Origin of the sequence: Pseudomonas sp. So3.2b (assembly GCF_019464415.1) — a bacterium.
In the GTDB taxonomy this organism is placed as follows: domain Bacteria; phylum Pseudomonadota; class Gammaproteobacteria; order Pseudomonadales; family Pseudomonadaceae; genus Aquipseudomonas; species Aquipseudomonas shahriarae.
Genome location: NZ_CP080494.1, coordinates 5,759,409 through 5,782,818 on the forward strand (window position 1 = coordinate 5,759,409; position 23,410 = coordinate 5,782,818).

The window sequence follows — 23,410 nt, forward strand, 5'->3', positions numbered from 1 at the left end:
TTACTGGCCCACGGTCAGCAGACTTTCAACCTGCGCCAGGCGCTCCAGCGTACCGACGTCAATCCAGCGTCCATCCATGTGTTCCCCCGAGACCAAGCCTTGAGCCATCGCCGTGCGCAGCAAGGGCGCCAGCTTGAAGGCACCGGCACTGCAACCCGCGAACAGCTTGGGGTGCAGCACCGAAATGCCACTGAAGGTCAGGTTATCGGCACCGGGCGCTGCATCATGAAGCAAACCATCCTTGATATAGAAATCGCCACCACTGGGGTGATGAGGCGGGTTATCGACCATGACCAAGTGCGCCAAGCCGCTCGAGGGCTGCTTGAGGCGGACAAAGTCGTAGTCGGTCCAGATATCGCCATTGACCACCAGGAACGGCTCCTCCCCCAGCAAGGGCAAGGCCTGGAAGATTCCGCCACCGGTTTCCAGGGGCTCGCCCTCTGGCGAATACTGGATACGCACGCCGTACTGCGCGCCGTCTCCCAGATAACTCTCGATTTGCTGGCCCAGCCAGGCATGGTTGATGACGATATCGGTGAATCCCGCTTTCGCCAGCGCCTCCAGGTGGTACTCGATCAGGCGCTTGCCACCGGCCTGGACCAACGGTTTTGGGGTGTGCAGGGTGAGCGGACGCATCCGCTCGCCCTTGCCGGCCGCCAGGATCATCGCCTTCATACGTGGGCCTCGGCCGGTTGGCGCAGGCTGGCCAGCAACTCGCCCAGGTCGGCCAGTTCCGGCCGATCGGCCAGCACCGCGTCTATATAGGCAAAGAAGCGCGGCACGTCCGCCAGGTAGCGCGGTTTGCCATCACGGTGGCAGATACGCGCAAAGATACCGATGACCTTGAGGTGACGCTGCACCCCCATCAAGTCGCTGGCGCGCAGGAAATCTTCAAAGTCCGCCTGCACCGGGATGCCCAATTGGCCAGCACGCGCCCAATAACCACGCTGCCATTCGCGCACCCGCGCCTGGGGCCAACTGAGGAAGGCGTCCTTGAACAGGCAGGTGATGTCGTAGGTCACGGGGCCGTAGACCGCATCCTGGAAATCCAGCACGCCAGGGTTCGGCACGCTGATCATCAGGTTGCGCGGCATATAGTCGCGATGCACCAGGACCTTGGGCTGGGCCAGGGCGCTGTCGATCAGCAATTGGCTGACCCGCTGCCATTGAGCCAACTGCTGCTCGTCGAACTCAATGCCCAGATGCCGGCGCACGTACCATTCGGGGAACAACTCCAATTCACGGCGCAACAATGGCACGTCGTAGCTGGGCAACCCGGCGTCCATCGGCAATTGCTGGAAAGCCAGCAGCGCGTCGATGGCTTCGGCAAACAATTGATCGGCATTTTCACCGTCAATCACATCCAGATAGGTGTTTTTGCCCAGGTCGTTGAGCAAAAGAAAGCCTTGGGAGAGATCTTCTGCATAAATTTGCGGAACATTTATTCCCGATTTCGCCAACATTCTCGCGATATCGACGAAAGGTTTGCAGTTTTCCTGGGGGGGTGGGGCATCCATCACGATCAATGTGCGACCTTCGCCCTGCCAACGGAAGTACCGTCTGAAACTCGCGTCGCTGCTGGCCGCAGTCAATGTAGCCGGGGGTACGGCCCCCCATCCCTGGGCATGGAAAAGCTCGGGTAACTGCTGATCGAGCCAGACTTTCAGGTGTTGCAAACGTAGATCTTGGTCGGGCATTACAAGGGTCTCCGACGGCGCTAGCCGTCAAGCGGGTCATGCTTTATTATCACGCATCTTTTTCAGACCATCGAGAGGCGTGCGGCCCACACCGCGGGCAGATGGCACGCAGGAAGCCCGGACTAATAAGATGGCATTGAAATCCCCCGCGTTTCGTAGAAAATTTCCGTTGCTGGTAACCGGCAGTCTGCTGGCCATGCAACCCTTCGCCACCTCATTCGTGGTCGCCGCGGAACAGTATGACTGCTCAGTCTCTGCTTCGGGTGCCTGGGATTGCGCGCCGAAAGCCAGCGCAGCCCCGTTACCACCGCGTCCGGTGCATGACGGCAGTGCCGTCAGCTCGGCCAACGGCACGCCGCAAGGCGAAGCTGCTGGTGCCGAAGCCGTACCGCAGACCAAGCTGGTCACCGAATCCAAGGGCCGTGGCCTGCGTTCGCGCAGTGCCGACTACAGCCACCTGGACTGGGTCCCTCGAGAAAACCTCACCGCAGCGCAACTGGCCGAAACCGGTCCTTATTGCGCCGGTGCGTACGTCGAGCCGCTCCGTCCTGGCATGAACGACAAGACGGACAAGAGCGACGCACCGACCTTCATCGGTGCCAAGGCCTCTCGTTACGAGCAGGACACCCAGGTCGCCACCCTGGCCGGTGACGTGGTCATGCGTCAGGGCAGCATGCAGGTCGAGGCCGAAGAGGCCAGCCTGTACCAGGCCGAGAACCGTGGCGAGCTGAACGGCAATGTGCGCATGCGCGACAATGGCGCGCTGATCGTCGGCGACCATGCCCAGGTCCAACTGGACACCGGCGCCGCGCAGATCGACAACGCCGAGTACGTAATGCACAAGTCGCGCATCCGCGGTAACGCGCTGTACGCCAAGCGTGCCGAAAACGCGATCATCCGCCTCAAGGACGGTACCTACACCACCTGCGAGCCAGACAGCAATGCCTGGCAGCTGCGCGGTAACAACATCACGTTGAACCCGGCCACCGGCTTCGGTACGGCGACCAACGCGACGTTGCGGGTCAAGAACATCCCGATCCTGTACACCCCGTACATCTACTTCCCGATTGACGATCGTCGTCAGTCCGGCTTCCTGCCGCCGAGCTTCAGCTCGGGTGGGGAAAGTGGCTTCACGCTGGTGACACCGTACTACTTCAACCTGGCGCCGAATTACGATGCCACGTTGTACCCGCAATACATGACCAAGCGCGGCATGTTGATGGAAGGCGAGTTCCGCTACCTCACCAAGTCCAGCGAAGGTCAGTTCGGCGGTGCGTATCTGAACGATGACAGCGACGAACGCAAGAAGCAGAGCGACTACGACAAAACCCGCTATATGCTCAATTGGCAGCACAAGGGCGGGTTGGATTCGCGTTTATTGACTGAGATCGACTACACCAAGATCAGCGATCCGTTCTACTTCCAGGATCTGAAGTCCAATCAGATTGGCGTGGAGACTCGTGAATTCGTCAACCAGCAAGGTAGTGTCAGCTATCGCGGAGACAGCTATAAAGCCAGGTTGAATCTGCAAGCCTACGAGCTGGCGACGATCTCGCAGATTACTCCGTATGATCGATTGCCACAGATTACCTTCACGGGTTCATTGCCTTACAACCCTGGCGGGCTGCACTTTGATTATGACGCCGAGGCCGTCCGGTTTGATCGGGATCTGAGGACTGGCAATATTACCAACAAGGATGGTGGGCCGTTTAACCCCAACGGCACGATAGGTGAACGCCGCCTAGACACCTATGTAACAGGATTGACCCGTGCCAACGGAACACGATTGAATGTAGCACCAAGCATATCGTTGCCGATGAACTGGAGTTACGGCTTCGTCACGCCGAAACTCAAGTACGCCTACACCAAATACGACCTTGATCTCGACGGCACCGGCAAAGAACAAATGGTTGCCGCGGGACAGAAATTCAAGAGTTCCCAAGACCGCTCCATACCGATCGCCAGCGTCGATAGCGGGCTATTTTTTGACCGCAGCACCCAGTGGTTTGGCAAGAACTACAACCAGACCCTGGAACCACGCCTTTTCTATCTCTATGTACCAGAGAAAGACCAGTCCGATATCCCTGTGTTCGATAGCAGCGAAGCCACGTTCAGCTACAACTCGCTGTTTCGCGACAACCGCTTCTCGGGCAGCGACCGGATCGGTGACGAAAACAAACTGTCCCTGGGCGTGACCAGCCGCTGGATCGAAGAAAACGGCTTTGAGCGTCAGCGCATTTCCGTCGGCCAAGCCCTGTACTTCAAGGATCGCGAAGTACAACTGCCTGGCGTCGTGGCTGCCGACCGCGAAGACTCGCAGTCGGACGTCTCGCCAATCGCCCTGGACTACGAGTTCCGCTTCAACCGCGACTGGCGCGCCACTGCCGATTACAACTGGGACACTGAAAGCCACAGTGCCCGCTCCGGCAGCGCGATGTTCCACTACCAGCCGGAAGACAACCTGAACAAGGTTATCAACGTTGGTTATCGCTATCGCAACGACCAGGTGGTCTACAACCAACTGACCGGTAAATGGCAGTTTGGCGGCAACTACGGAACCGAAGGGCAACCGAACTTCGTGAAGGATTACTACAAAATCCAGCAACACGATTTCTCGATGATGTGGCCGATCGTTCCACAATGGAACCTGATCACCCGCTGGCAGTATGACTATGCACGCAACCGTACCCTGGAAGCCTTCGGTGGTTTCGAGTACGACAACTGCTGCTGGAAACTGCGCGTGATCAACCGTTATTGGGTTTCCAACGACGAATACACCCAGATCGCCCCGCAGAACGAAAAAGGCGACCACGGTCTCTTCCTCCAAATCGTCCTCAAAGGACTCGGCGGCCTGACTGGCGCCAAGGTAGAGAGCTTCCTCGACAAAGGCATCCAAGGTTATCGTGAACGTGAAGATCAAGCTTTCTGATTGTCTGCGCCCGCTGATGCTGGGCGCGCTGTTCCTGGGTACTGCAGCGGCACACGCTGCAGTGCAACCGCTGGACAAGGTGGTGGCCATCGTCGATAACGACGTGATCATGCAGAGCCAACTGGACCAACGGGTCAAGGAAGTTCAGCAAACCATCGCCAAGCGTGGTGGTGGCGTGCCGCCGACCAGCGTCCTGGACCAGCAGGTGCTGGAACGCCTGATCGTCGAAAACCTGCAATTGCAGATTGGCGACCGCTCCGGCATCCGCATCACCGACGAAGAACTGAACCAGGCCGTCGGCACCATCGCTCAACGCAACAACATGAGCATTGATCAGTTTCGTGCGGCCCTGGCCCGTGACGGTTTGTCCTATGAGGACGCCCGTGACCAGATCCGCCGCGAAATGATCATCAGCCGCGTGCGTCAGCGCCGTGTGGCCGAACGTGTGCAGGTATCAGAGCAGGAAGTGAAGAACTTCCTGGCCTCGGACCTGGGCAAGATGCAGCTCTCCGAAGAACTGCACCTGGCCAATATCCTGATCCCGACACCGGACAGCGCCAACGCCGAGCAACTCAATGCCGCAGCGGCCAAGACCCAGGCGATCTATGACCGTCTGAAGGCCGGTGCCGACTTTGCCCAGATGGCAATCGCCCAGTCCGGTAGCGACAACGCTCTCGAAGGCGGCGACATGGGCTGGCGTAAAGCTGCTCAATTGCCACCGCCATTTGACCGTGAGCTGAGCGCCATGGAAGTAGGTGGCATCACCCAACCTGCGCGCACCCCTGGCGGCTTCATCATTCTGAAGTTGCTGGAACGCCGCGGCGGCGAAACTTCGTTGAAAGACGAAGTGCATGTTCGCCATATCCTGGTCAAGCCAAGCGAAATCCGCACCGAGGCTCAAACCAAGGAACTGGCGCAAAAGATCTATGAGCGCATCGAAGGCGGTGAAGACTTCGCCACCCTGGCCAAAAGCTTCTCGGAAGACCCGGGTTCTGCCCTCAACGGCGGCGACCTGAACTGGATCGACCCACGAGCCCTGGTGCCCGAGTTCCAGCAAGTCATGAACGATACGCCCCAAGGCGTGCTGTCCAAGCCGTTCAAGACCCAATACGGTTGGCATGTCCTGGAAGTCCTTGGCCGCCGCGCCACCGACAACACCAGCCAGGCCCGTGAGCAGCAAGCACTGACCGTACTGCGTAACCGCAAATACGACGAAGAGCTGCAAACCTGGCTGCGTCAGATCCGTGACGAAGCCTACGTGGAAAACAAGCTTCCTGGCGCCGACACAACAGGCACCGACCAGGCAGTCCAGTGAAACCCCAGCGTTTCGCATTGACACCCGGCGAGCCGGCCGGCATAGGTCCAGACCTGTGCCTGCTGCTCGCCGCGCAAGCCCAGCCTTACCCCCTGATTGCCATTACCAGCCGCGACCTGCTCCTTGAGCGGGCCGCGCAACTGGGCGTGGCTGTCGACTTGCTGCCCGTTTCGCCGGGCAACTGGCCCGACCAGCCGGCACCTGCCAATAGCTTGTACGTGTGGGACACCCCGCTGCAGGCCAAGGTGGTCGCCGGGCAACTGGACAAGGCCAACGCCGCCTTCGTCCTGGAGACTCTGACCCGGGCCGGACAAGGCTGCATCGACGGCGACTTCGCCGGGATGATCACCGCGCCCGTGCATAAAGGCGTGATCAACGAAGCCGGCATCGCCTTTTCCGGGCATACCGAGTTTCTCGCAGAACTGACCCACACCGAACAAGTGGTGATGATGCTGGCAACCCGCGGCCTGCGCGTGGCACTGGTGACCACTCACCTGCCCTTGCGCCAGATTGCCGATGCCATTACCCCCGAGCGCCTGGAGCGTGTAACGCGCATCCTGCACGCTGACCTGCAACAAAAATTCGGCATCGCCCAGCCGCGAATCCTGGTGTGTGGCCTCAACCCCCATGCGGGTGAAGGTGGCCACCTGGGCCATGAAGAAATCGACATTATCGAACCGACACTAGAGCGCCTGCGCCAAGACGGCATGGACCTGCGTGGCCCATTGCCTGCGGACACTCTGTTTACCCCCAAATATCTGGAGCACTGCGATGCAGTGCTGGCGATGTACCATGACCAGGGGCTGCCCGTGCTGAAATACAAAGGTTTCGGCGCCGCAGTCAACGTGACGCTGGGCCTGCCGATCATCCGCACCTCCGTCGACCATGGCACCGCCCTGGACCTGGCGGGCAGCGGCAAGATCGATACCGGCAGCCTGCACGTGGCCCTGGAAACCGCCTATCAGATGGCCGAGACCCGTATATGACCGAGCATTACCAACACCGGGCGCGCAAGCGCTTCGGGCAAAACTTCCTGCACGATGCCGGCGTTATCGACCGCATCCTGCGCTCCATCCATGCCAAGCCCGAAGACCGCCTGCTGGAAATCGGCCCGGGCCAAGGCGCACTGACCCAGGGCCTGCTCAATAGCGGCGGCCAACTGGATGTGGTTGAGCTGGACAAGGACCTGATCCCGATCCTCAACCAGCAATTCGCTGGCATGCCCAACTTCAACCTGCACCAGGGCGACGCGCTGAAGTTTGACTTCACCAGCCTCAATGCCGCCCCCAACAGCCTGCGGGTGGTCGGCAACTTGCCGTACAACATCTCCACGCCACTGATCTTTCACCTGCTGAACAACGCAGGGATCATCCGCGACATGCATTTCATGTTGCAGAAGGAAGTGGTCGAGCGCTTGGCCGCCGGCCCTGGCGGCGGTGATTGGGGTCGCCTGTCGATCATGGTCCAGTACCACTGCCGGGTCGAGCACCTGTTCAATGTCGGGCCGGGCGCGTTCAATCCACCACCGAAAGTCGATTCGGCGATTGTGCGTCTGGTGCCCCACGCGGTCCTTCCTCATCCGGCCAAGGATCATCGCCTGCTGGAGCGGGTAGTGCGTGAAGCGTTCAACCAGCGCCGCAAGACCCTGCGCAATACACTCAAGGCATTGCTGAGCAACGCCGAGATCGAAGCCGCCGGTGTCGACGGCAGCCTACGCCCGGAGCAGTTGGACCTGGCCGCGTTTGTACGTCTGGCGGACCAGCTAGCTATCCAGCCAGCGCCGACGGCGGAATAAGCCGCAGAGGCTTGATGCAATGCGATCCACATGTGGGAGTAGGCTTGCCCGCTCCCACATTTGCGCCGCGCTACACTGGTAGCGCTTCGTCATCTGCCAGGACGCCATCGTTTACCAAGCCAGACACATGTCTGGCCTAGTGCCCTCCTCATGGCCTAGACTGATCCGCATCTGCTGTCCTCCGCTTTTGCTCTTAAGGCCTCTTGCATGTCCGATCCTCGCTATCAGATCGACGTCAGCGTCGTCACCCGCTTCCTGGCGGAACAATCGCAACCTGAACAGAACCGCTTTGCCTTTGCCTACACCGTCACGGTGAAGAACAACGGCCAGGTGGCCGCCAAGCTGCTGTCGCGCCATTGGGTCATCACCGACGGCGACGGCCATGTCGAGGAAGTGCGCGGTGCGGGTGTCATCGGCCAACAGCCACTGATCGACAGCGGCGCCAGCCACACCTACAGCAGCGGCACCGTGATGACCTCCAAGGTCGGCACGATGCAAGGCAGCTATCAAATGCTTGCCGAAGACGGCAAACACTTCGACGCCATCATCGCCCCCTTCCGCCTGGCGGTACCGGGAGCCCTGCACTGATGGCGACCTATGCTGTCGGCGACCTGCAAGGCTGCCTGGAGCCGCTCAAATGCCTGCTTGACCGTGTAGCCTTCGACCCAGCCCAAGATCGTCTGTGGCTGGTGGGCGATCTGGTCAACCGTGGCCCGCAATCCCTGGAAACCCTGCGCTTTCTTTATGGCATGCGCGACGCCCTGGTGTGCGTGCTGGGCAACCATGACCTGCACCTGCTGGCGGTCGGCAATAACATCGAGCGCCTGAAAAAAGGCGATACCCTGCGCGAAATCCTCGAAGCTCCGGATCGCGCCGAGTTGCTGGACTGGCTGCGCCGGCAAAAGCTCGTGCACTACGACGAGGGCCGCAATACCGCCCTGGTGCATGCCGGCATCCCACCGCAGTGGAGCCTGAAAAAAGCCCTTAAATGTGCTGCCGAGGTTGAAACCGCCCTGGCCGATGACACGCTGTTCGCCACCTACCTGGACGGCATGTACGGCAATGAGCCAGTGAAGTGGGATAACGATCTGACCGGCGTTGCCCGCCTACGGGTCATTACCAACTACTTCACGCGCATGCGCTTTTGCACCGCCGAAGGCAAACTCGACCTCAAGAGCAAGGAAGGCGCCGAAACCGCCCTGCCCGGCTACAAGCCCTGGTTTACCCACAAGGAGCGCAAGACCCGCGAAACGAAGATCATCTTCGGTCACTGGGCCGCCCTTGAAGGTCACTGCGACGAGCCTGGGGTATTTGCCCTCGACACCGGGTGTGTCTGGGGCGGAGCCATGACCCTGATGAACATCGACACCGGCGAGCGCCTGAGCTGCCAGTGTGAATCCCCCCTTCCCGTTACACTGCCGGCTGCCGCCAAGCGCTAGACGCCGCTTGCCGCCCGCCCAAGGAGCCCGCCATGAGCGAATTCAAACGTATCCCTCCCGAACAAGCCCAGGCCCTGCGTGAGCAAGGCGCCTTGGTGGTGGATATCCGTGATCCCCAGACTTACGCCCTGAACCACATCAAGGGCGCACAGCACCTGGACAACCACAACATTGCCGATTTCATCCGCGCCGCCGACCTCGACGCGCCAGTGATCGTGGCCTGCTATCACGGCAACTCCAGCCAGAGCGCGGCGGCCTATCTGGTCAGCCAGGGGTTCTCCGATGTCTACAGCCTGGACGGCGGCTTTGAGCTGTGGCGTACGACGTATCCTGCGGAAACTGCCACAGGCAATTCGCAATAATTTTTTTCAAACCCCGCTACCCCGCGTGACGCTTGGGCTCGCGCCGTTTCTGAGAAACGGCGCACCCAAACTAATTAGGCATCTCGCCTTGACCTCCCGGATTCCCAACTATCATTAAGCGCAGGCCATCCAAAACAGGGGAGAGCCGGTACACCGGCGTGCGGGTCATCGGTAGCGTTTCAGGGTGTTCTGGGGGGAAATGGCCACGGCAAACGCCACTGGCTGCCAGCATCGACTGATTGATCCGGCGTCGGCTCCACGTATCGAGCGAGGTGACGACGTCATGAGTATTTTTAGCCACTTCCAACAACGCTTCGAGTCCACCCAGCAGGAAGAACTCACGCTGCAGGAGTATCTTGAGCTGTGCAAAAAGGACCGCAGCACCTATGCGTCTGCCGCCGAGCGCCTGCTACTGGCGATTGGCGAACCGGAGCTGGTAGACACCTCCAACAACTCGCGGCTGTCGCGAATATTCTCCAACAAGGTGATCCGCCGCTACCCGGCCTTTGAAGACTTCCATGGCATGGAAGAATGCATCGACCAGATCGTCTCCTACTTCCGCCATGCCGCCCAGGGCCTGGAAGAGAAGAAACAGATTCTCTACCTGCTCGGCCCCGTGGGCGGCGGTAAATCTTCCCTGGCCGAAAAACTCAAGCAACTGATCGAAAAGGTGCCCTTCTACGCGATCAAGGGCTCTCCGGTGTTCGAATCGCCCCTGGGCCTGTTCAACGCCACAGAAGATGGCGCGATTCTCGAAGAAGACTTCGGCATCCCACGGCGCTATCTCAACACCATCATGTCGCCCTGGGCCACCAAGCGCCTGGCCGAGTTCGGCGGCGATATCAGCCAGTTCCGGGTGGTGAAGCTCTATCCGTCGATTCTCAACCAGATCGGCGTCGCCAAGACCGAACCGGGGGATGAAAACAACCAGGATATTTCCGCGCTGGTGGGCAAGGTGGATATCCGCAAGCTGGAGGAATTCCCGCAGAACGACGCCGATGCCTACAGCTACTCGGGCGCACTGTGCCGGGCCAACCAGGGCCTGATGGAATTCGTGGAGATGTTCAAGGCGCCGATCAAGGTGCTGCATCCATTGCTCACCGCCACCCAGGAAGGCAACTACAACAGTACCGAAGGCCTCGGGGCGATTCCGTTCACTGGCATCCTGCTGGCCCACTCCAACGAATCGGAGTGGCACACCTTCCGCAACAACAAGAACAACGAAGCCTTCATCGACCGGATCTATATCGTCAAGGTGCCGTACTGCCTGCGGGTCAGCGATGAAATCAAGATCTACGACAAATTGCTGTTCAACAGTTCCCTGGCCAAGGCCCATTGCGCGCCAGACACCCTGAAGATGCTCGCCCAGTTCACGGTGCTCTCGCGTCTCAAGGAGCCGGAAAACTCGAATATCTACTCGAAAATGCGCGTCTACGACGGGGAGAACCTCAAGGACACCGATCCCAAGGCCAAGTCGATCCAGGAGTACCGCGACACGGCGGGCGTCGATGAGGGCATGAATGGCCTGTCGACCCGCTTCGCCTTCAAGATCCTGTCCAAGGTCTTCAACTTCGACCCCCATGAGATCGCCGCCAACCCGGTACACCTGCTCTATGTACTGGAGCAGCAGATCGAACAGGAGCAGTTCCAGGCCGAAACCCGCGAGCGTTACCTGCGCTTCCTCAAGGAGTACCTGGCGCCGCGCTATATCGAGTTCATCGGCAAGGAGATCCAGACCGCCTACCTGGAGTCCTACAGCGAATACGGCCAGAACATCTTCGACCGCTATGTGCTGTACGCCGACTTCTGGATCCAGGATCAGGAATACCGCGACCCCGAAACCGGCGAGATCCTCAACCGCGTAGCCCTCAACGAAGAGCTGGAGAAGATCGAAAAACCGGCCGGCATCAGCAATCCGAAGGATTTCCGCAACGAAATCGTCAACTTCGTACTGCGCGCCCGGGCCAACAACAACGGCAAGAACCCGACCTGGCTCAGCTACGAGAAGCTGCGGGTGGTCATCGAGAAAAAAATGTTTTCCAACACCGAGGATCTGCTGCCGGTCATCAGCTTCAACGCCAAGGCCAGCAAGGAGGACCAGCAAAAACACAACGACTTCGTCACACGAATGGTCGAGCGCGGCTACACCGACAAACAGGTACGGCTGCTCTCCGAGTGGTACCTGCGGGTGCGCAAATCGCAGTAAGGCAGCGACAGGCGTGCGCTGCCGGGCCCCTGGCCTGGCAGTTGACCGCTTGTCTCTAAGCTTCCAGCTCGCGGCTTGAAGCTTGTAACGTGAAGCTGCCCGGAGGGCTCCCTATGAGCTATGTGATCGACCGACGCCTCAATGGCAAGAACAAGAGCACGGTAAACCGCCAGCGGTTCCTGCGGCGTTACCGTGACCACATCAAAAAGGCCGTCGAAGAGGCGGTGAGTCGCCGCTCCATTACCGATATGGAGCACGGCGAGCAGATCAGCATTCCCGGCCGGGACATCGACGAACCGGTGCTGCATCACGGCCGCGGCGGCAAACAGACCGTGGTTCATCCGGGAAACAAGGAATTCACCACTGGCGAGCATATCCAGCGCCCTCAGGGCGGTGGCGGCGGCAAAGGCCCAGGCAAGGCCGGCAACTCCGGCGAAGGCATGGATGAGTTCGTGTTCCAGATTACCCAGGAGGAATTCCTCGAATTCATGTTCGAGGACCTGGAGCTGCCCAACCTGGTCAAGCGCAACCTGACCGGCACTGACACCTTCAAGACCGTGCGCGCCGGTATCAGCAACGAGGGCAACCCCTCGCGCATCAATATCATCCGCACCCTGCGTTCGGCCCACGCACGGCGTATCGCCCTGTCTGGCAGCAGCCGCGCCAAACTGAGGGAAGCCAAGGAAGAGTTGGCGCGCTTGAAGCGCGAAGAGCCGGACAACTTCGGCGATATCCAGGAAATCGAAGCAGAAATCGAGAAACTCAGCGCGCGCATCCACCGCGTGCCGTTCCTCGACACCTTCGACTTGAAATACAACCTGCTGGTCAAGCAACCCAACCCCAGCTCCAAGGCCGTGATGTTCTGCCTGATGGACGTTTCCGGCTCCATGACCCAGGCGACCAAGGACATCGCCAAGCGCTTCTTTATTCTGCTGTACCTGTTTCTCAAGCGTAACTACGACAAGATCGACGTGGTGTTTATCCGCCATCACACCAGCGCCCGCGAGGTCGACGAGGAAGAGTTTTTCTATTCGCGGGAGACCGGCGGCACCATCGTGTCCAGTGCGCTGAAACTGATGCAGGAAATCATGGCTGAGCGCTACCCAGCCAACGAATGGAACATCTACGCGGCCCAGGCTTCCGACGGCGACAACTGGAACGACGACTCGCCCATCTGCCGCGACATCCTGATCAACCAGATCATGCCGTTCGTGCAGTACTACACTTATGTGGAGATTACCCCCCGCGAGCACCAGGCCCTGTGGTTTGAATACGAGCGCATCGGTGAAGCCTTCGCCGATACCTTCGCCCAGCAACAACTGGTCTCGGCCGGCGATATCTATCCGGTCTTCCGTGAACTCTTCCAGCGCAGGTTAGTGACATGACCGCCAAAGAGCATAAGCGCCAACCCATTTCCACGGGGTCCGAATGGACCTTCGAACTGATCCAGGCCTATGACCGGGAAATCAGCCGCATTGCGGCCGGTTATGCCCTGGATACCTATCCCAACCAGATCGAAGTGATCACCGCCGAACAGATGATGGACGCGTATGCCTCGGTGGGCATGCCCCTGGGCTATCACCATTGGTCCTACGGCAAGCACTTCCTCAGCACCGAGAAGTCCTACAGCCGTGGTCAGATGGGCCTGGCCTACGAAATCGTGATCAACTCCGACCCGTGCATCGCCTACCTGATGGAAGAAAACACCATCTGCATGCAGGCACTGGTGGTGGCCCACGCGTGCTACGGCCACAACAGTTTCTTCAAGGGCAACTATCTGTTCCGCACCTGGACCGACGCCAGTTCGATCATTGATTACCTGGTGTTCGCCAAGCAGTACATCATGCAATGCGAGGAGCGCCACGGGATCGACGCCGTGGAAGACCTGCTCGACTCCTGCCATGCCTTGATGAACTACGGGGTAGACCGCTACAAACGCCCTTACCCCATTTCCGCCGAAGAGGAACGGCTGCGGCAGAAGGACCGTGAAGAGCATCTGCAAAAGCAGATCAACGACTTGTGGCGCACCATCCCCAAGCGCGCCGACAAGAACAGCGACAAAGACAATGCACGCTTCCCCAGCGAACCCCAGGAAAACATCCTGTACTTCCTGGAAAAGCACGCCCCGTTGCTGGAGCCGTGGCAACGGGAGATCGTGCGGATCGTGCGCAAGATCGCCCAGTATTTCTACCCCCAGCGCCAGACCCAGGTGATGAACGAAGGCTGGGCTACGTTCTGGCATTACACCCTGATAAACGACCTCTACGACGAAGGGCTGGTGACCGACGGTTTCATGATGGAGTTCCTCACCTCCCATACCAGCGTGGTCTTCCAGCCAGGCTTCGACAGCCCCTACTACAGCGGCATCAACCCTTATGCCCTGGGCTTTGCCATGTACCGGGATATCCGGCGCATGTGCGAACACCCGACCGAGGAAGATCGCCGCTGGTTCCCGGAGATCGCCGGCAGCGACTGGTTATCGACCCTCAAGTTCGCCATGAGCAGCTTCAAGGATGAGAGCTTTATCCTGCAGTACCTGTCGCCCCAGGTGATTCGTGATCTCAAGCTGTTCAGCATTATGGATGACGACCTCAAGGACGACCTGCTGGTACCTGCCATTCACGACGAAGCCGGTTACCGCACCATCCGCGAGACCCTGGCGGCCCAGTACAACCTGGGCAACCGCGAGCCCAACGTGCAGATCTACAGCATCGATATGCGCGGCGACCGCTCCCTGACCCTGCGCCACCAGCAGCACGACCGCAAACCCCTGGGCGAATCCACGGATGAAGTGCTCAAGCACCTGCACCGGCTATGGGGTTTTGATATCCATCTGGAGACGCTGCAAGGCGACCAGATCATGAAAACCCACCATGTTCCGCCGCGCAACGAACACAACGACAACGACTACGGCCGCCTGGACCTGGCCGTGGTTCACCTTTGATGCAGCAATGCCTCCATTGGCCTGGCACAGGCGTTATCCTGTAGGGCTAATGGAGGCTTTTTCATGCAAATCTACAAAGTCGGCGGAGCGGTACGTGATCGCTTGCTGGGCATTCCCGTTACCGATGTCGATCGGGTCGTCGTAGGCGCCACCACCGAAGAAATGCTCGCCCTGGGCTATCGGCCTGTAGGCTCTGATTTTCCGGTGTTCCTGGACCCGAAAAACAACGAGGAGTACGCCCTCGCCCGTACCGAGCGCAAGAGCGGCCGGGGGTATGGCGGCTTTGTGTTTCATGCCAGCCCTGAAGTCACCCTCGAACAAGACTTGATCCGTCGCGACCTGACCATCAACGCCATGGCTGAAGACGACGACGGCAACCTGACCGATCCCTATCATGGCCAACGCGATCTGCAAGCCCGAGTGTTGCGCCACGTTTCCCCGGCGTTCGCCGAAGATCCCTTACGTGTGTTGCGGGTGGCACGGTTTGCCGCACGTTATGCCAGCCTCGGTTTCACTGTCGCCCCCGAAACCCTGGAACTGATGCGCCAACTCAGTGACTCTGGCGAACTGGATGCCCTGACCCCGGAGCGCAGCTGGAAGGAAATTTCCCGGGCGCTGATGGAAGATCAACCCCAGGTGTTTATCCAGGTGCTGCGCGACTGCCACGCCCTGAAAACCTTGCTGCCGGAAGTGGACGCGCTGTTCGGTGTCCCCCAACCCGAAGCCCACCATCCGGAAATTGATACCGGCATCCATACCCTGAGCGTGCTGGAACAGGCAGCCCTCCACGCCCACCCCTTGACTGTGCGCTGGGCTTGCCTGCTGCATGATCTGGGCAAGGGCCTGACGCCTGTGGATAAGTTGCCCCGGCATATTGCTCACGAACAGCGGGGCCTGAAGCTGATCAGAGCGGCCAACGAACGCTTCAAAGTACCGAAGGATTGCCAGGAACTGGCACTTTTGGTTGGCGAGTATCACACCCACGGTCATCGCGCCCTGGAGCTGAAAGCCTCGACCCTGCTGGAGTTGCTGCAGAGTTTTGACGTATTCCGCCGACCACAGCGTTTTGAAGAGTTTGTTGTCGCCTGCGAAATGGACGCACGGGGCCGCAAGGGCCTTGAGCAGCGAAGTTATCCACAGGCGGATTATTTACGCGGTGCTGCGCGGGTAGCACGGGGGGTGGCGGTGGCGCCATTGCTGGAGAAAGGCTTCAAGGGCCCGGAACTGGGTGAGGCTCTCAAGCGTGAGCGGCTCAAAGCCCTGAAAGCCTACAAAGAACACCATTCACTGCAGGAGCGGGGGGACGCCTAGTGCTTGCCCGCGCCTACAGAAGAGCGTCCGGGGTCAGTTGCCGGTCGCGCCATTTGAAGGCAACCGGGGCCAGCACCTGCTCAATCTGTGCATCCCGCCACAGCACGGCAAATGTCTTGCCCACTTCAGGATGCACACGCTCCGGCGCCATCAACGACAGCGGCCACAGCACAAAGGCGTTCTTCAGGATCTCTGCGCGCGGCAACACCAGCCCATCGAAATTCCCTGTCAGGTCGCCATACAGCAGCACATCAATATCCAGGGGCAAGCCCTTGCGATCCGGCGCGTAACGGCCATTGTCAGCCTCGATGACCTTCAACCTGCGGTCCAACTCCATCAACGACAGATCGGTATACGCCGACACCACCAGGTTGAAAAACGGCCCACTCTTGATCCCCACCGGCTGACTTTCGAACACGGCGGAACAACGCATATCGGTCAAAAAGCCATCTAACGCCTCAAGCCCCGCCTGCAAATGGGGCTCGCGCTCGATATTACTGCCAAGACCAAGGTAAACCTGAGTTAGCGACATCCGCGCTCGATCTCCACGCCCACGCCCTTGGCGGCCGGGACGGCACCGGGCTTGGTCAACTTGAGGTGCAGCCAGGGGATCTGGAACTCCTCCATCAAGACTTGCGCCAGGCGCTCGGCGAACGTTTCCACCAGTTGGAACTGCGCCTGCTCGGCAAACGCCTGGATGCGGGTGCAAACACTGGCGTAATCGAGGGCCAGGGTCAGGTCATCACCAGCTGCGGCGGGGCGATTGTCCCAGGCGAAACTCAGGTCCAGGCGCAGGCACTGACGGATACCGCGCTCCCAGTCGTAGGCCCCGATTACGGTGTCAACTTCCAGGCCTTCGATAAACACTCTGTCCAAGCACTCTTCTCCACAGCACGACAAGGGCGCAATGCCCCGTTAGAATCAAGGCGTCCTCGCCCGGAATAGTTAGCATGTCTTGGTTACTGGCGACCCTCGCCTACCTGCTCGGCTCGCTGTCCTTTGCCATCTTGCTCAGCCGCCTGACGGGAAATCCCGACCCGCGAATGAGTGGCTCAGGCAATGCCGGCGCCACCAATATGTTGCGCCTGGCCGGCAAGAAGCTCGCCGTACTCACGCTGCTTGGCGACGTGTGCAAAGGCCTTTTGCCCGTACTGATCGCCGATCTCGCCGGCCTCTCCCTGCAACAACAAGCCTGGATCGGTGTATGCGCCGTCCTCGGCCATCTGTTCCCGCTGTACTTTCGCTTTCGCGGTGGCAAGGGCGTCGCGACGGCGGCCGGCATGCTGCTGGGGATCTACCCACCGGCAGCCCTGCTAGCGGTGGCCGCCTGGCTGCTGACGTTCTACCTGACCCGCACCAGCTCCCTTGCCGCATTGATCGCCACGCCCCTGACCCTGCCATTGCTGGCCTGGCAGGAGCCGGTGGCCCTGCTGCCGATGAGCGTACTCACCCTGCTGATTGTATGGCGCCATCGCGGCAATTTACGCGACCTGTTTGCCGGGCGCGAACGGCATTTTTAAATACGCCGGCTGAACCCGCCTCATGTTCGTCGATCACAACGGCGGCAATTGCTCCATCGGCCAACGCGCCTGCACGCTGATGGCCAGGCTTTCATGCTGGCCAGCCTGCAATCGCTGGCAACCGGCGAAGGCGATCATCGCGCCGTTGTCGGTGCAGAACTCGGGGCGAGCGTAAAACACCTCGCCCTTGAGATCGCCGAGCATTTTTTCCAATGACAGACGCAAGGCCTTGTTGGCGCTGACGCCGCCTGCAATGACCAGGCGCTTCATGCCGGCCTGTTTCAAGGCACGCTTGCACTTGATGGTCAAAGTCTCCACCACCGCCTGCTGGAACGCCAGAGAGATGTCGCAACGGGCTTGCTCGCTGTCGTCCCCGGCGCTGACGCTTTGCTGCCAGGTGTTCAAGGCAAAGGTTTTCAAGCCACTGAAGCTGAACATCAGGCCAGGGCGATCACACATCGGGCGCGGGAAGGTATAGCGCCCGGCCACGCCTTTTTCCGCCAGACGCGCGATTTCCGGACCACCGGGATAATTGAGGTTCATCATCTTGGCGGTCTTGTCGAAAGCCTCGCCGGCAGCATCGTCCAGGGTCTCCCCCAGCAGCGTGTACTGGCCGATTGCATCGACCTGAACCAGCTGCGTATGGCCACCGGAAACCAACAAAGCGACGAACGGGAACCCAGGCGGGTTTTCTTCCAGCATCGGCGCCAGTAAATGGCCTTCCATATGGTGCACGCCGAGGGCTGGAATACCCCAGGCAAACGCCAGCGCCTGGGCGCAGGAGGCCCCAACCAGCAGGGCCCCGACCAATCCCGGGCCGGCGGTATAGGCGATGGCATCAATCTCGGTGGCGACGCAACCGGCCTCGTCCAACACCTGACGAATCAGTGGCAGCATGCGTTTGACGTGATCCCGGCTGGCAAGCTCGGGCACCACGCCGCCGTAGGCCCGGTGCAGGTCGATCTGACTGAACAGCGCATCGGCCAAAAGCCCGCGTTCACTGTCGTAAAGCGCGACGCCGGTCTCGTCGCAGGAGGTTTCTAAGCCCAGTACTAACATGGGTTTGCGCCTTGTAGAGGCTGAATTCGAAGGCGCGCATAATAGTCGCCACTTCCCCTCCCGACTAGCGGTTTTCGATCAGAGGCTTTGCATTCCGGGCAATGAGGGGTTAACATCCGCAACCCTTAAAAACCGACGACCTCAGCCGCGAATTTTTTGCGACGAGAACGTTGATTCCCGGTAATGAAAGAAGGTAGCTCTGGATGCCAGCCGTCAAAGTAAAAGAGAACGAACCCTTCGACGTAGCTCTGCGTCGTTTCAAGCGCTCCTGCGAAAAAGCCGGTGTTCTGGCTGAAGTTCGTAGCCGCGAATTTTATGAGAAGCCAACTTCTGAGCGTAAGCGCAAAGCAGCAGCCGCTGTTAAGCGTCACGCCAAGAAAGTTCAGCGCGAGCAGCGCCGCGCCGTTCGTCTGTACTAATACACAGACGTTCGTAGCAAGCTTCTGCCAAGCCCGGCCCTCAGCCGGGCTGTTGGCATTTGCGGATATCGCTTGATGCTTCACCGTCGACGCCGCACATGCGACCGAGACAAAGCTTCACACGTCAGGACTGGCTCTTTTGCCAGCGGTGCGCGTCTCTTCTGACGAGCCTATCAAGGCTACTGACGAGCACACTTATTTTCCAAGCAGGCGATCAATAGGTCGACTGTGCCCCATGATGAGCTCCCGAGGCCGCACTGGCCGCGACCGGACTCCAGGGCAACACTTTCAAACACGTCGAAGACTGATTGGAACTACCGTCAGTGAACACTCGACAGATACACTTCCTGACAGCCCAAACAGACATTTGATGATCAAGCCGCCAACATGCGCGCCTTGAGTGCGTCACGGGCTCTCATTTACACGCAGTGATGACGAGAACGCCATGGCCGGGCTAATTCCCCAGAGCTTTATTGACGACCTTCTGAACCGCACCGACATCGTCGATGTTGTCAGCTCACGCGTGCAAATGAAAAAGGCCGGCAAGAACTACACGGCCTGCTGCCCATTCCACAAAGAAAAGACCCCATCGTTCAGCGTCAGCCCCGACAAGCAGTTCTACTACTGCTTCGGCTGCGGCGCGGGCGGCAACGCCCTCGGCTTTATCATGGACCACGACAACCTGGATTTCCCCCAGGCCGTCGAGGAACTGGCCAAAGCCGCCGGCATGGAAATCCCCCGCGAAGAAAGTGGCCGGCCGCACAAACCACGCCAGCCCACCGACTCGCCGTTGTACCCGTTGCTCACCGCCGCCGCCGAGTTCTACCGCCAGGCCCTGAAAAGCCATCCGCAGCGCAAGGCCGCCGTGGACTACCTCAAGGGCCGCGGCCTGACCGGGGAAATTGCCCGCGACTTCGGCCTGGGCTTCGCCCCGCCGGGCTGGGACAACCTGTACAAGCACCTGAGCAGCGACACCCTGCAGCAAAAAGCCATGATCGACGCCGGCCTCCTGGTGGAAAACGCCGAGACCGGCAAGCGCTATGACCGTTTCCGCGACCGGGTGATGTTCCCGATCCGCGACAGCCGTGGCCGCATCATCGCCTTCGGCGGCCGAGTACTGGGTGACGACAAGCCCAAATACCTGAACTCCCCGGAAACCCCGGTATTTCACAAGGGCCAGGAACTCTACGGCCTGTTTGAAGCGCGCAAGAACAACCGCAACCTCGATGAAATCATCGTGGTTGAAGGTTATATGGACGTGATCGCCCTGGCCCAGCAAGGCCTGCGCAATGCCGTCGCGACTCTCGGCACCGCCACCAGCGAAGAGCACATGAAGCGCCTGTTTCGTGTGGTGCCCAGCGTATTGTTCTGTTTCGACGGCGACCAGGCCGGGCGCAATGCGGCATGGCGTGCCCTCGAGGCCACCCTGCCGAGCCTGCAGGATGGCCGCCGCGCACGCTTCCTGTTCCTGCCCGAAGGCGAAGACCCGGACACCCTGGTGCGCTCCGAAGGCACCGACGCGTTTCGCGCGCGCATCCACCAGCACGCACAGCCGCTGGCCGATTATTTTTTCCAGCAATTGACCGAAGAAGCCGATCCGCGCTCCCTCGAAGGCAAGGCCCACATGGCCACCCTCGCAGCACCGCTGATCGACAAGGTGCCCGGCGCCAACCTCAAGGCCCTGATGCGCCAGCGCCTGCTGGAAATCACCGGCCTGAGCGGCGAAGCGGTCAGCCAGCTGGTGCACAGCGCGCCCCAGGATACGCCACCGGCCTATGACCCGGGCTTCGACTACGATGCCATGCCGGACTACGCTGACTTCCACCAGCCCCAAGAAGCCTTTGTGCCTCAACAGGACTGGACGCCGAAGAAACCCGGCGCCGGCGGCAAGAAATGGGACAAGAAGCCCTGGAGTAAAAACGGCAAGCGCGGCGATCGCGACGAGGCCTACGCCCCGCGCACGCCGGTGGCCGTGGAGGCGCCGACGCTGATTGCCCTGCGCACCCTGATCCACCATCCGCAACTGGCGGGAAAAGTGGAAAGCGCCGAACATTTTGCCAACGAAAGCAACACCTATGCCCAGGTGCTAATTGCCCTGATCGAGGCCGTACAGAAAAATCCTAAGCTAAACTCTATTCAGCTTATGGCTCGCTGGCACGGCACGGAACAAGGCCGCTTGTTGAAGGCTCTCGCGGAAAAGGAGTGGCTAATTGACGGCGATAACCTTGAACAACAGTTTTTAGACACCATTACTAGGTTATCCGCGGGCCAGCACACGCAGACCCTCGATGAACTCATCAAGAGAGCAAGGCAGCCGGGATTGTCGGCTGAAGAGCAAATTCAGATAGCAAAACAGATGCGCGACCTCTTAAAACAGAATGTTTCCGCATCAAACCCGACCTCAGCTGGCGTGTGAGGTCATAGCTCGGGTATAATCCTCGGCTTGTTTTTTGCCCGCCAAGACCTTCAGTGGATAGGGTGTTATGTCCGGAAAAGCGCAACAGCAGTCTCGTATCAAAGATTTGATCCTCCTGGGTCGTGAGCAGAAGTATCTGACTTACGCAGAGGTCAATGACCACCTGCCTGAGGATATTTCAGATCCTGAGCAGGTGGAAGACATCATCCGCATGATTAACGACATGGGGATCCCCGTACACGAGAGTGCTCCGGATGCGGACGCCCTTATGTTGGCCGACTCTGATACCGACGAAGCAGCCGCTGAAGAAGCAGCCGCCGCGTTGGCAGCAGTGGAGACCGACATCGGTCGCACGACTGACCCTGTGCGCATGTATATGCGCGAAATGGGTACGGTAGAGCTCCTGACACGGGAAGGCGAAATCGAAATCGCCAAACGTATCGAGGAAGGCATCCGTGAAGTGATGGGCGCAATTGCGCACTTCCCAGGCACGGTTGACCATATTCTGTCCGAGTACACTCGTGTGACCACCGAGGGTGGCCGCCTGTCCGACGTCCTGAGCGGTTATATCGACCCGGACGACGGCATTACCCCGCCGGCTGCCGAAATACCGCCGCCTGTCGACCCGAAAGCCGTGAAAGCGGACGACGAAACCGACGACGACGAAGCTGAAGCCAGCACCGACGACGACGAAGAAGTCGAAAGCGGCCCGGATCCCATCATCGCAGCCCAGCGCTTTGGCGCGGTCTCCGATCAGATGGAACTGGCGCGCAAGGCCCTGAAGAAGCATGGTCGTGGCAGCAAGCAGGCAACCGCCGAACTGCTGGCCCTGGCTGAGCTGTTCATGCCGATCAAACTGGTACCGAAGCAATTCGAAGGCCTGGTTGAGCGGGTTCGTAGCGCCCTTGAGCGTCTGCGTGCACAAGAGCGTGCGATCATGCAGCTCTGTGTCCGTGATGCGCGCATGCCGCGTGCCGACTTCCTGCGCCAGTTCCCGGGCAATGAAGTTGACGAAAGCTGGACCGACGCACTGGCCAAGGGCAAAAGCAAATACGCTGAAGCCATTGGTCGCTTCCAGGCCGACATCGTTCGTTGCCAGCAGAAGCTGACTGCACTGCAGACCGAAACCGGTCTGACGATTGCCGAGATCAAGGACATCAACCGTCGCATGTCGATCGGCGAGGCCAAGGCCCGCCGCGCGAAGAAAGAGATGGTTGAAGCGAACTTGCGTCTGGTGATCTCCATCGCCAAGAAGTACACCAACCGTGGCCTGCAATTCCTCGACCTGATCCAGGAAGGCAACATCGGCTTGATGAAGGCTGTGGACAAGTTCGAATACCGTCGCGGCTACAAGTTCTCGACTTATGCCACCTGGTGGATCCGTCAGGCGATCACTCGCTCGATCGCCGACCAGGCCCGCACCATCCGTATTCCGGTGCACATGATCGAGACCATCAACAAGCTCAACCGTATTTCCCGGCAGATGTTGCAGGAAATGGGTCGTGAACCGACCCCGGAAGAGCTGGGCGAACGCATGGAAATGCCTGAGGATAAAATCCGCAAGGTATTGAAGATCGCTAAAGAGCCGATCTCCATGGAAACCCCGATCGGTGATGACGAAGACTCCCATCTGGGTGACTTCATCGAAGACTCGACCATGCAGTCGCCAATCGATGTCGCCACCGTTGAGAGCCTTAAAGAAGCGACGCGCGACGTACTGTCCGGCCTCACTGCCCGTGAAGCCAAGGTACTGCGCATGCGTTTCGGCATCGACATGAATACCGACCACACCCTTGAGGAAGTCGGTAAGCAGTTTGACGTGACCCGCGAGCGGATCCGTCAGATCGAAGCCAAGGCACTGCGCAAGTTGCGCCACCCGACGAGAAGCGAGCATTTGCGCTCCTTCCTCGACGAGTGATCACAAAACCCCCAGGCCCAGGCCTGGGGGTTTTGCTTTGTGCAGATTAAATCCTCCCCGCGTCACTCCCCCTCGCAATG

20 protein-coding genes are annotated in these 23,410 nt (G+C 59.7%); 15 read left to right on the top strand and 5 right to left on the bottom strand.

The window, feature by feature from the left end; genetic code table 11:
• Together murU and K1X80_RS26075 are read right to left on the bottom strand one after the other, a co-directional pair.
• The gene (gene murU, locus K1X80_RS26070) at positions 1–675 is read right to left on the bottom strand and encodes an N-acetylmuramate alpha-1-phosphate uridylyltransferase MurU (RefSeq protein WP_057960784.1); all 675 of its coding nucleotides are present in this window, start codon (positions 673–675) and stop codon (positions 1–3) included.
• Positions 672–1,697 carry an aminoglycoside phosphotransferase family protein gene (locus tag K1X80_RS26075; protein WP_220172563.1) on the bottom strand — a complete coding sequence of 342 codons (1,026 nt, stop codon included), beginning with the start codon at positions 1,695–1,697 and terminating at the stop codon, positions 672–674. The genes murU and K1X80_RS26075 overlap by 4 nt, the downstream gene beginning before the upstream one ends.
• Before the next feature lie 130 nt (positions 1,698–1,827).
• Here K1X80_RS26075 and K1X80_RS26080 point away from each other — a divergent pair, with 130 nt between their 5' ends.
• The 11 genes from K1X80_RS26080 (at position 1,828) to K1X80_RS26130 (ending at position 15,998) form a co-directional block, all read left to right on the top strand.
• Positions 1,828–4,626, top strand: coding sequence for an LPS-assembly protein LptD (locus K1X80_RS26080; RefSeq protein WP_220172564.1), 2,799 nt, complete (start codon positions 1,828–1,830; stop codon positions 4,624–4,626).
• On the top strand, positions 4,607–5,941 hold the full coding sequence (locus tag K1X80_RS26085) for a peptidylprolyl isomerase (protein ID WP_169960149.1): 1,335 nt from the start codon (positions 4,607–4,609) through the stop codon (positions 5,939–5,941). Before K1X80_RS26080 ends, K1X80_RS26085 begins: the two co-directional genes overlap by 20 nt.
• The gene (gene pdxA / locus K1X80_RS26090) at positions 5,938–6,927 is read left to right on the top strand and encodes a 4-hydroxythreonine-4-phosphate dehydrogenase PdxA (RefSeq protein ID WP_198849145.1); all 990 of its coding nucleotides are present in this window, start codon (positions 5,938–5,940) and stop codon (positions 6,925–6,927) included. The genes K1X80_RS26085 and pdxA overlap by 4 nt, the downstream gene beginning before the upstream one ends.
• A complete protein-coding gene (rsmA, locus tag K1X80_RS26095; protein WP_057440316.1) occupies positions 6,924–7,736 on the top strand; it encodes a 16S rRNA (adenine(1518)-N(6)/adenine(1519)-N(6))-dimethyltransferase RsmA in 813 nt (270 codons plus the stop codon). Before pdxA ends, rsmA begins: the two co-directional genes overlap by 4 nt.
• 207 nt (positions 7,737–7,943) lie before the next feature.
• The gene (gene apaG, locus K1X80_RS26100; RefSeq protein ID WP_057960789.1) at positions 7,944–8,324 is read left to right on the top strand and encodes a Co2+/Mg2+ efflux protein ApaG; all 381 of its coding nucleotides are present in this window, start codon (positions 7,944–7,946) and stop codon (positions 8,322–8,324) included.
• Positions 8,324–9,175 (top strand): symmetrical bis(5'-nucleosyl)-tetraphosphatase, encoded by an 852-nt coding sequence (locus tag K1X80_RS26105; protein ID WP_057440314.1) that lies wholly within the window; start codon positions 8,324–8,326, stop codon positions 9,173–9,175. Before apaG ends, K1X80_RS26105 begins: the two co-directional genes overlap by 1 nt.
• 32 nt (positions 9,176–9,207) lie before the next feature.
• Positions 9,208–9,537, top strand: coding sequence for a thiosulfate sulfurtransferase GlpE (gene glpE / locus K1X80_RS26110; RefSeq protein ID WP_220172565.1), 330 nt, complete (start codon positions 9,208–9,210; stop codon positions 9,535–9,537).
• Between the two features lie 283 nt (positions 9,538–9,820).
• Positions 9,821–11,743, top strand: coding sequence for a PrkA family serine protein kinase (locus K1X80_RS26115; protein WP_017739508.1), 1,923 nt, complete (start codon positions 9,821–9,823; stop codon positions 11,741–11,743).
• 113 nt (positions 11,744–11,856) lie between these two features.
• Complete coding sequence (locus tag K1X80_RS26120) at positions 11,857–13,128, top strand: YeaH/YhbH family protein (protein WP_057444302.1); 1,272 nt, start codon at positions 11,857–11,859, stop codon at positions 13,126–13,128.
• Positions 13,125–14,687 carry a SpoVR family protein gene (locus K1X80_RS26125; RefSeq protein WP_057960791.1) on the top strand — a complete coding sequence of 521 codons (1,563 nt, stop codon included), beginning with the start codon at positions 13,125–13,127 and terminating at the stop codon, positions 14,685–14,687. The genes K1X80_RS26120 and K1X80_RS26125 overlap by 4 nt, the downstream gene beginning before the upstream one ends.
• Positions 14,688–14,750: 63 nt before the next feature.
• A complete protein-coding gene (locus K1X80_RS26130) occupies positions 14,751–15,998 on the top strand; it encodes a multifunctional CCA addition/repair protein (protein WP_220172566.1) in 1,248 nt (415 codons plus the stop codon).
• A 13-nt stretch (positions 15,999–16,011) separates the two neighbouring features.
• On the opposite strand, the gene folK is transcribed toward K1X80_RS26130, so the two are convergent.
• Both folK and folB read right to left on the bottom strand, forming a co-directional pair.
• A complete protein-coding gene (gene folK, locus K1X80_RS26135) occupies positions 16,012–16,530 on the bottom strand; it encodes a 2-amino-4-hydroxy-6-hydroxymethyldihydropteridine diphosphokinase (protein WP_057960793.1) in 519 nt (172 codons plus the stop codon).
• On the bottom strand, positions 16,521–16,874 hold the full coding sequence (gene folB, locus K1X80_RS26140; RefSeq protein ID WP_057440310.1) for a dihydroneopterin aldolase: 354 nt from the start codon (positions 16,872–16,874) through the stop codon (positions 16,521–16,523). Before folB ends, folK begins: the two co-directional genes overlap by 10 nt.
• Positions 16,875–16,948: 74 nt before the next feature.
• On the opposite strand from folB, the gene plsY reads away from it, so the two are divergent.
• Positions 16,949–17,518: a glycerol-3-phosphate 1-O-acyltransferase PlsY gene (gene plsY, locus K1X80_RS26145; protein ID WP_057960794.1), complete on the top strand. Its 570-nt coding sequence runs from the start codon at positions 16,949–16,951 to the stop codon at positions 17,516–17,518.
• A 33-nt stretch (positions 17,519–17,551) separates the two neighbouring features.
• Here plsY and tsaD read toward each other — a convergent pair whose 3' ends face one another.
• The gene (gene tsaD / locus K1X80_RS26150) at positions 17,552–18,577 is read right to left on the bottom strand and encodes a tRNA (adenosine(37)-N6)-threonylcarbamoyltransferase complex transferase subunit TsaD (protein ID WP_057960795.1); all 1,026 of its coding nucleotides are present in this window, start codon (positions 18,575–18,577) and stop codon (positions 17,552–17,554) included.
• Positions 18,578–18,780: 203 nt separating this feature from the next.
• On the opposite strand from tsaD, the gene rpsU reads away from it, so the two are divergent.
• The 3 genes from rpsU (at position 18,781) to rpoD (ending at position 23,330) form a co-directional block, all read left to right on the top strand.
• A complete protein-coding gene (gene rpsU, locus K1X80_RS26155) occupies positions 18,781–18,996 on the top strand; it encodes a 30S ribosomal protein S21 (RefSeq protein WP_002551877.1) in 216 nt (71 codons plus the stop codon).
• A 445-nt stretch (positions 18,997–19,441) separates the two neighbouring features.
• Positions 19,442–21,412: a DNA primase gene (dnaG, locus tag K1X80_RS26160; protein WP_120734240.1), complete on the top strand. Its 1,971-nt coding sequence runs from the start codon at positions 19,442–19,444 to the stop codon at positions 21,410–21,412.
• Between the two features lie 67 nt (positions 21,413–21,479).
• The gene (gene rpoD, locus K1X80_RS26165) at positions 21,480–23,330 is read left to right on the top strand and encodes an RNA polymerase sigma factor RpoD (protein WP_057444304.1); all 1,851 of its coding nucleotides are present in this window, start codon (positions 21,480–21,482) and stop codon (positions 23,328–23,330) included.
• Positions 23,331–23,410 lie beyond the last annotated feature (80 nt).

What these genes read in the sequence shown, in the direction of transcription:
- rpsU (WP_002551877.1), top strand. Translation starts at nt 18,781, where the DNA reads ATGCCAGCCGTCAAAGTAAAAGAGAACGAACCCTTCGACGTAGCTCTG.
- tsaD (WP_057960795.1), bottom strand. Translation starts at nt 18,577, where the DNA reads ATGTTAGTACTGGGCTTAGAAACCTCCTGCGACGAGACCGGCGTCGCG.
- glpE (WP_220172565.1), top strand. Translation starts at nt 9,208, where the DNA reads ATGAGCGAATTCAAACGTATCCCTCCCGAACAAGCCCAGGCCCTGCGT.
- K1X80_RS26080 (WP_220172564.1), top strand. Translation starts at nt 1,828, where the DNA reads ATGGCATTGAAATCCCCCGCGTTTCGTAGAAAATTTCCGTTGCTGGTA.
- K1X80_RS26115 (WP_017739508.1), top strand. Translation starts at nt 9,821, where the DNA reads ATGAGTATTTTTAGCCACTTCCAACAACGCTTCGAGTCCACCCAGCAG.
- dnaG (WP_120734240.1), top strand. Translation starts at nt 19,442, where the DNA reads ATGGCCGGGCTAATTCCCCAGAGCTTTATTGACGACCTTCTGAACCGC.
- K1X80_RS26125 (WP_057960791.1), top strand. Translation starts at nt 13,125, where the DNA reads ATGACCGCCAAAGAGCATAAGCGCCAACCCATTTCCACGGGGTCCGAA.
- rsmA (WP_057440316.1), top strand. Translation starts at nt 6,924, where the DNA reads ATGACCGAGCATTACCAACACCGGGCGCGCAAGCGCTTCGGGCAAAAC.
- K1X80_RS26075 (WP_220172563.1), bottom strand. Translation starts at nt 1,697, where the DNA reads ATGCCCGACCAAGATCTACGTTTGCAACACCTGAAAGTCTGGCTCGAT.
- murU (WP_057960784.1), bottom strand. Translation starts at nt 675, where the DNA reads ATGAAGGCGATGATCCTGGCGGCCGGCAAGGGCGAGCGGATGCGTCCG.
- plsY (WP_057960794.1), top strand. Translation starts at nt 16,949, where the DNA reads ATGTCTTGGTTACTGGCGACCCTCGCCTACCTGCTCGGCTCGCTGTCC.
- K1X80_RS26105 (WP_057440314.1), top strand. Translation starts at nt 8,324, where the DNA reads ATGGCGACCTATGCTGTCGGCGACCTGCAAGGCTGCCTGGAGCCGCTC.
- K1X80_RS26120 (WP_057444302.1), top strand. Translation starts at nt 11,857, where the DNA reads ATGAGCTATGTGATCGACCGACGCCTCAATGGCAAGAACAAGAGCACG.
- K1X80_RS26130 (WP_220172566.1), top strand. Translation starts at nt 14,751, where the DNA reads ATGCAAATCTACAAAGTCGGCGGAGCGGTACGTGATCGCTTGCTGGGC.
- apaG (WP_057960789.1), top strand. Translation starts at nt 7,944, where the DNA reads ATGTCCGATCCTCGCTATCAGATCGACGTCAGCGTCGTCACCCGCTTC.
- folK (WP_057960793.1), bottom strand. Translation starts at nt 16,530, where the DNA reads ATGTCGCTAACTCAGGTTTACCTTGGTCTTGGCAGTAATATCGAGCGC.
- rpoD (WP_057444304.1), top strand. Translation starts at nt 21,480, where the DNA reads ATGTCCGGAAAAGCGCAACAGCAGTCTCGTATCAAAGATTTGATCCTC.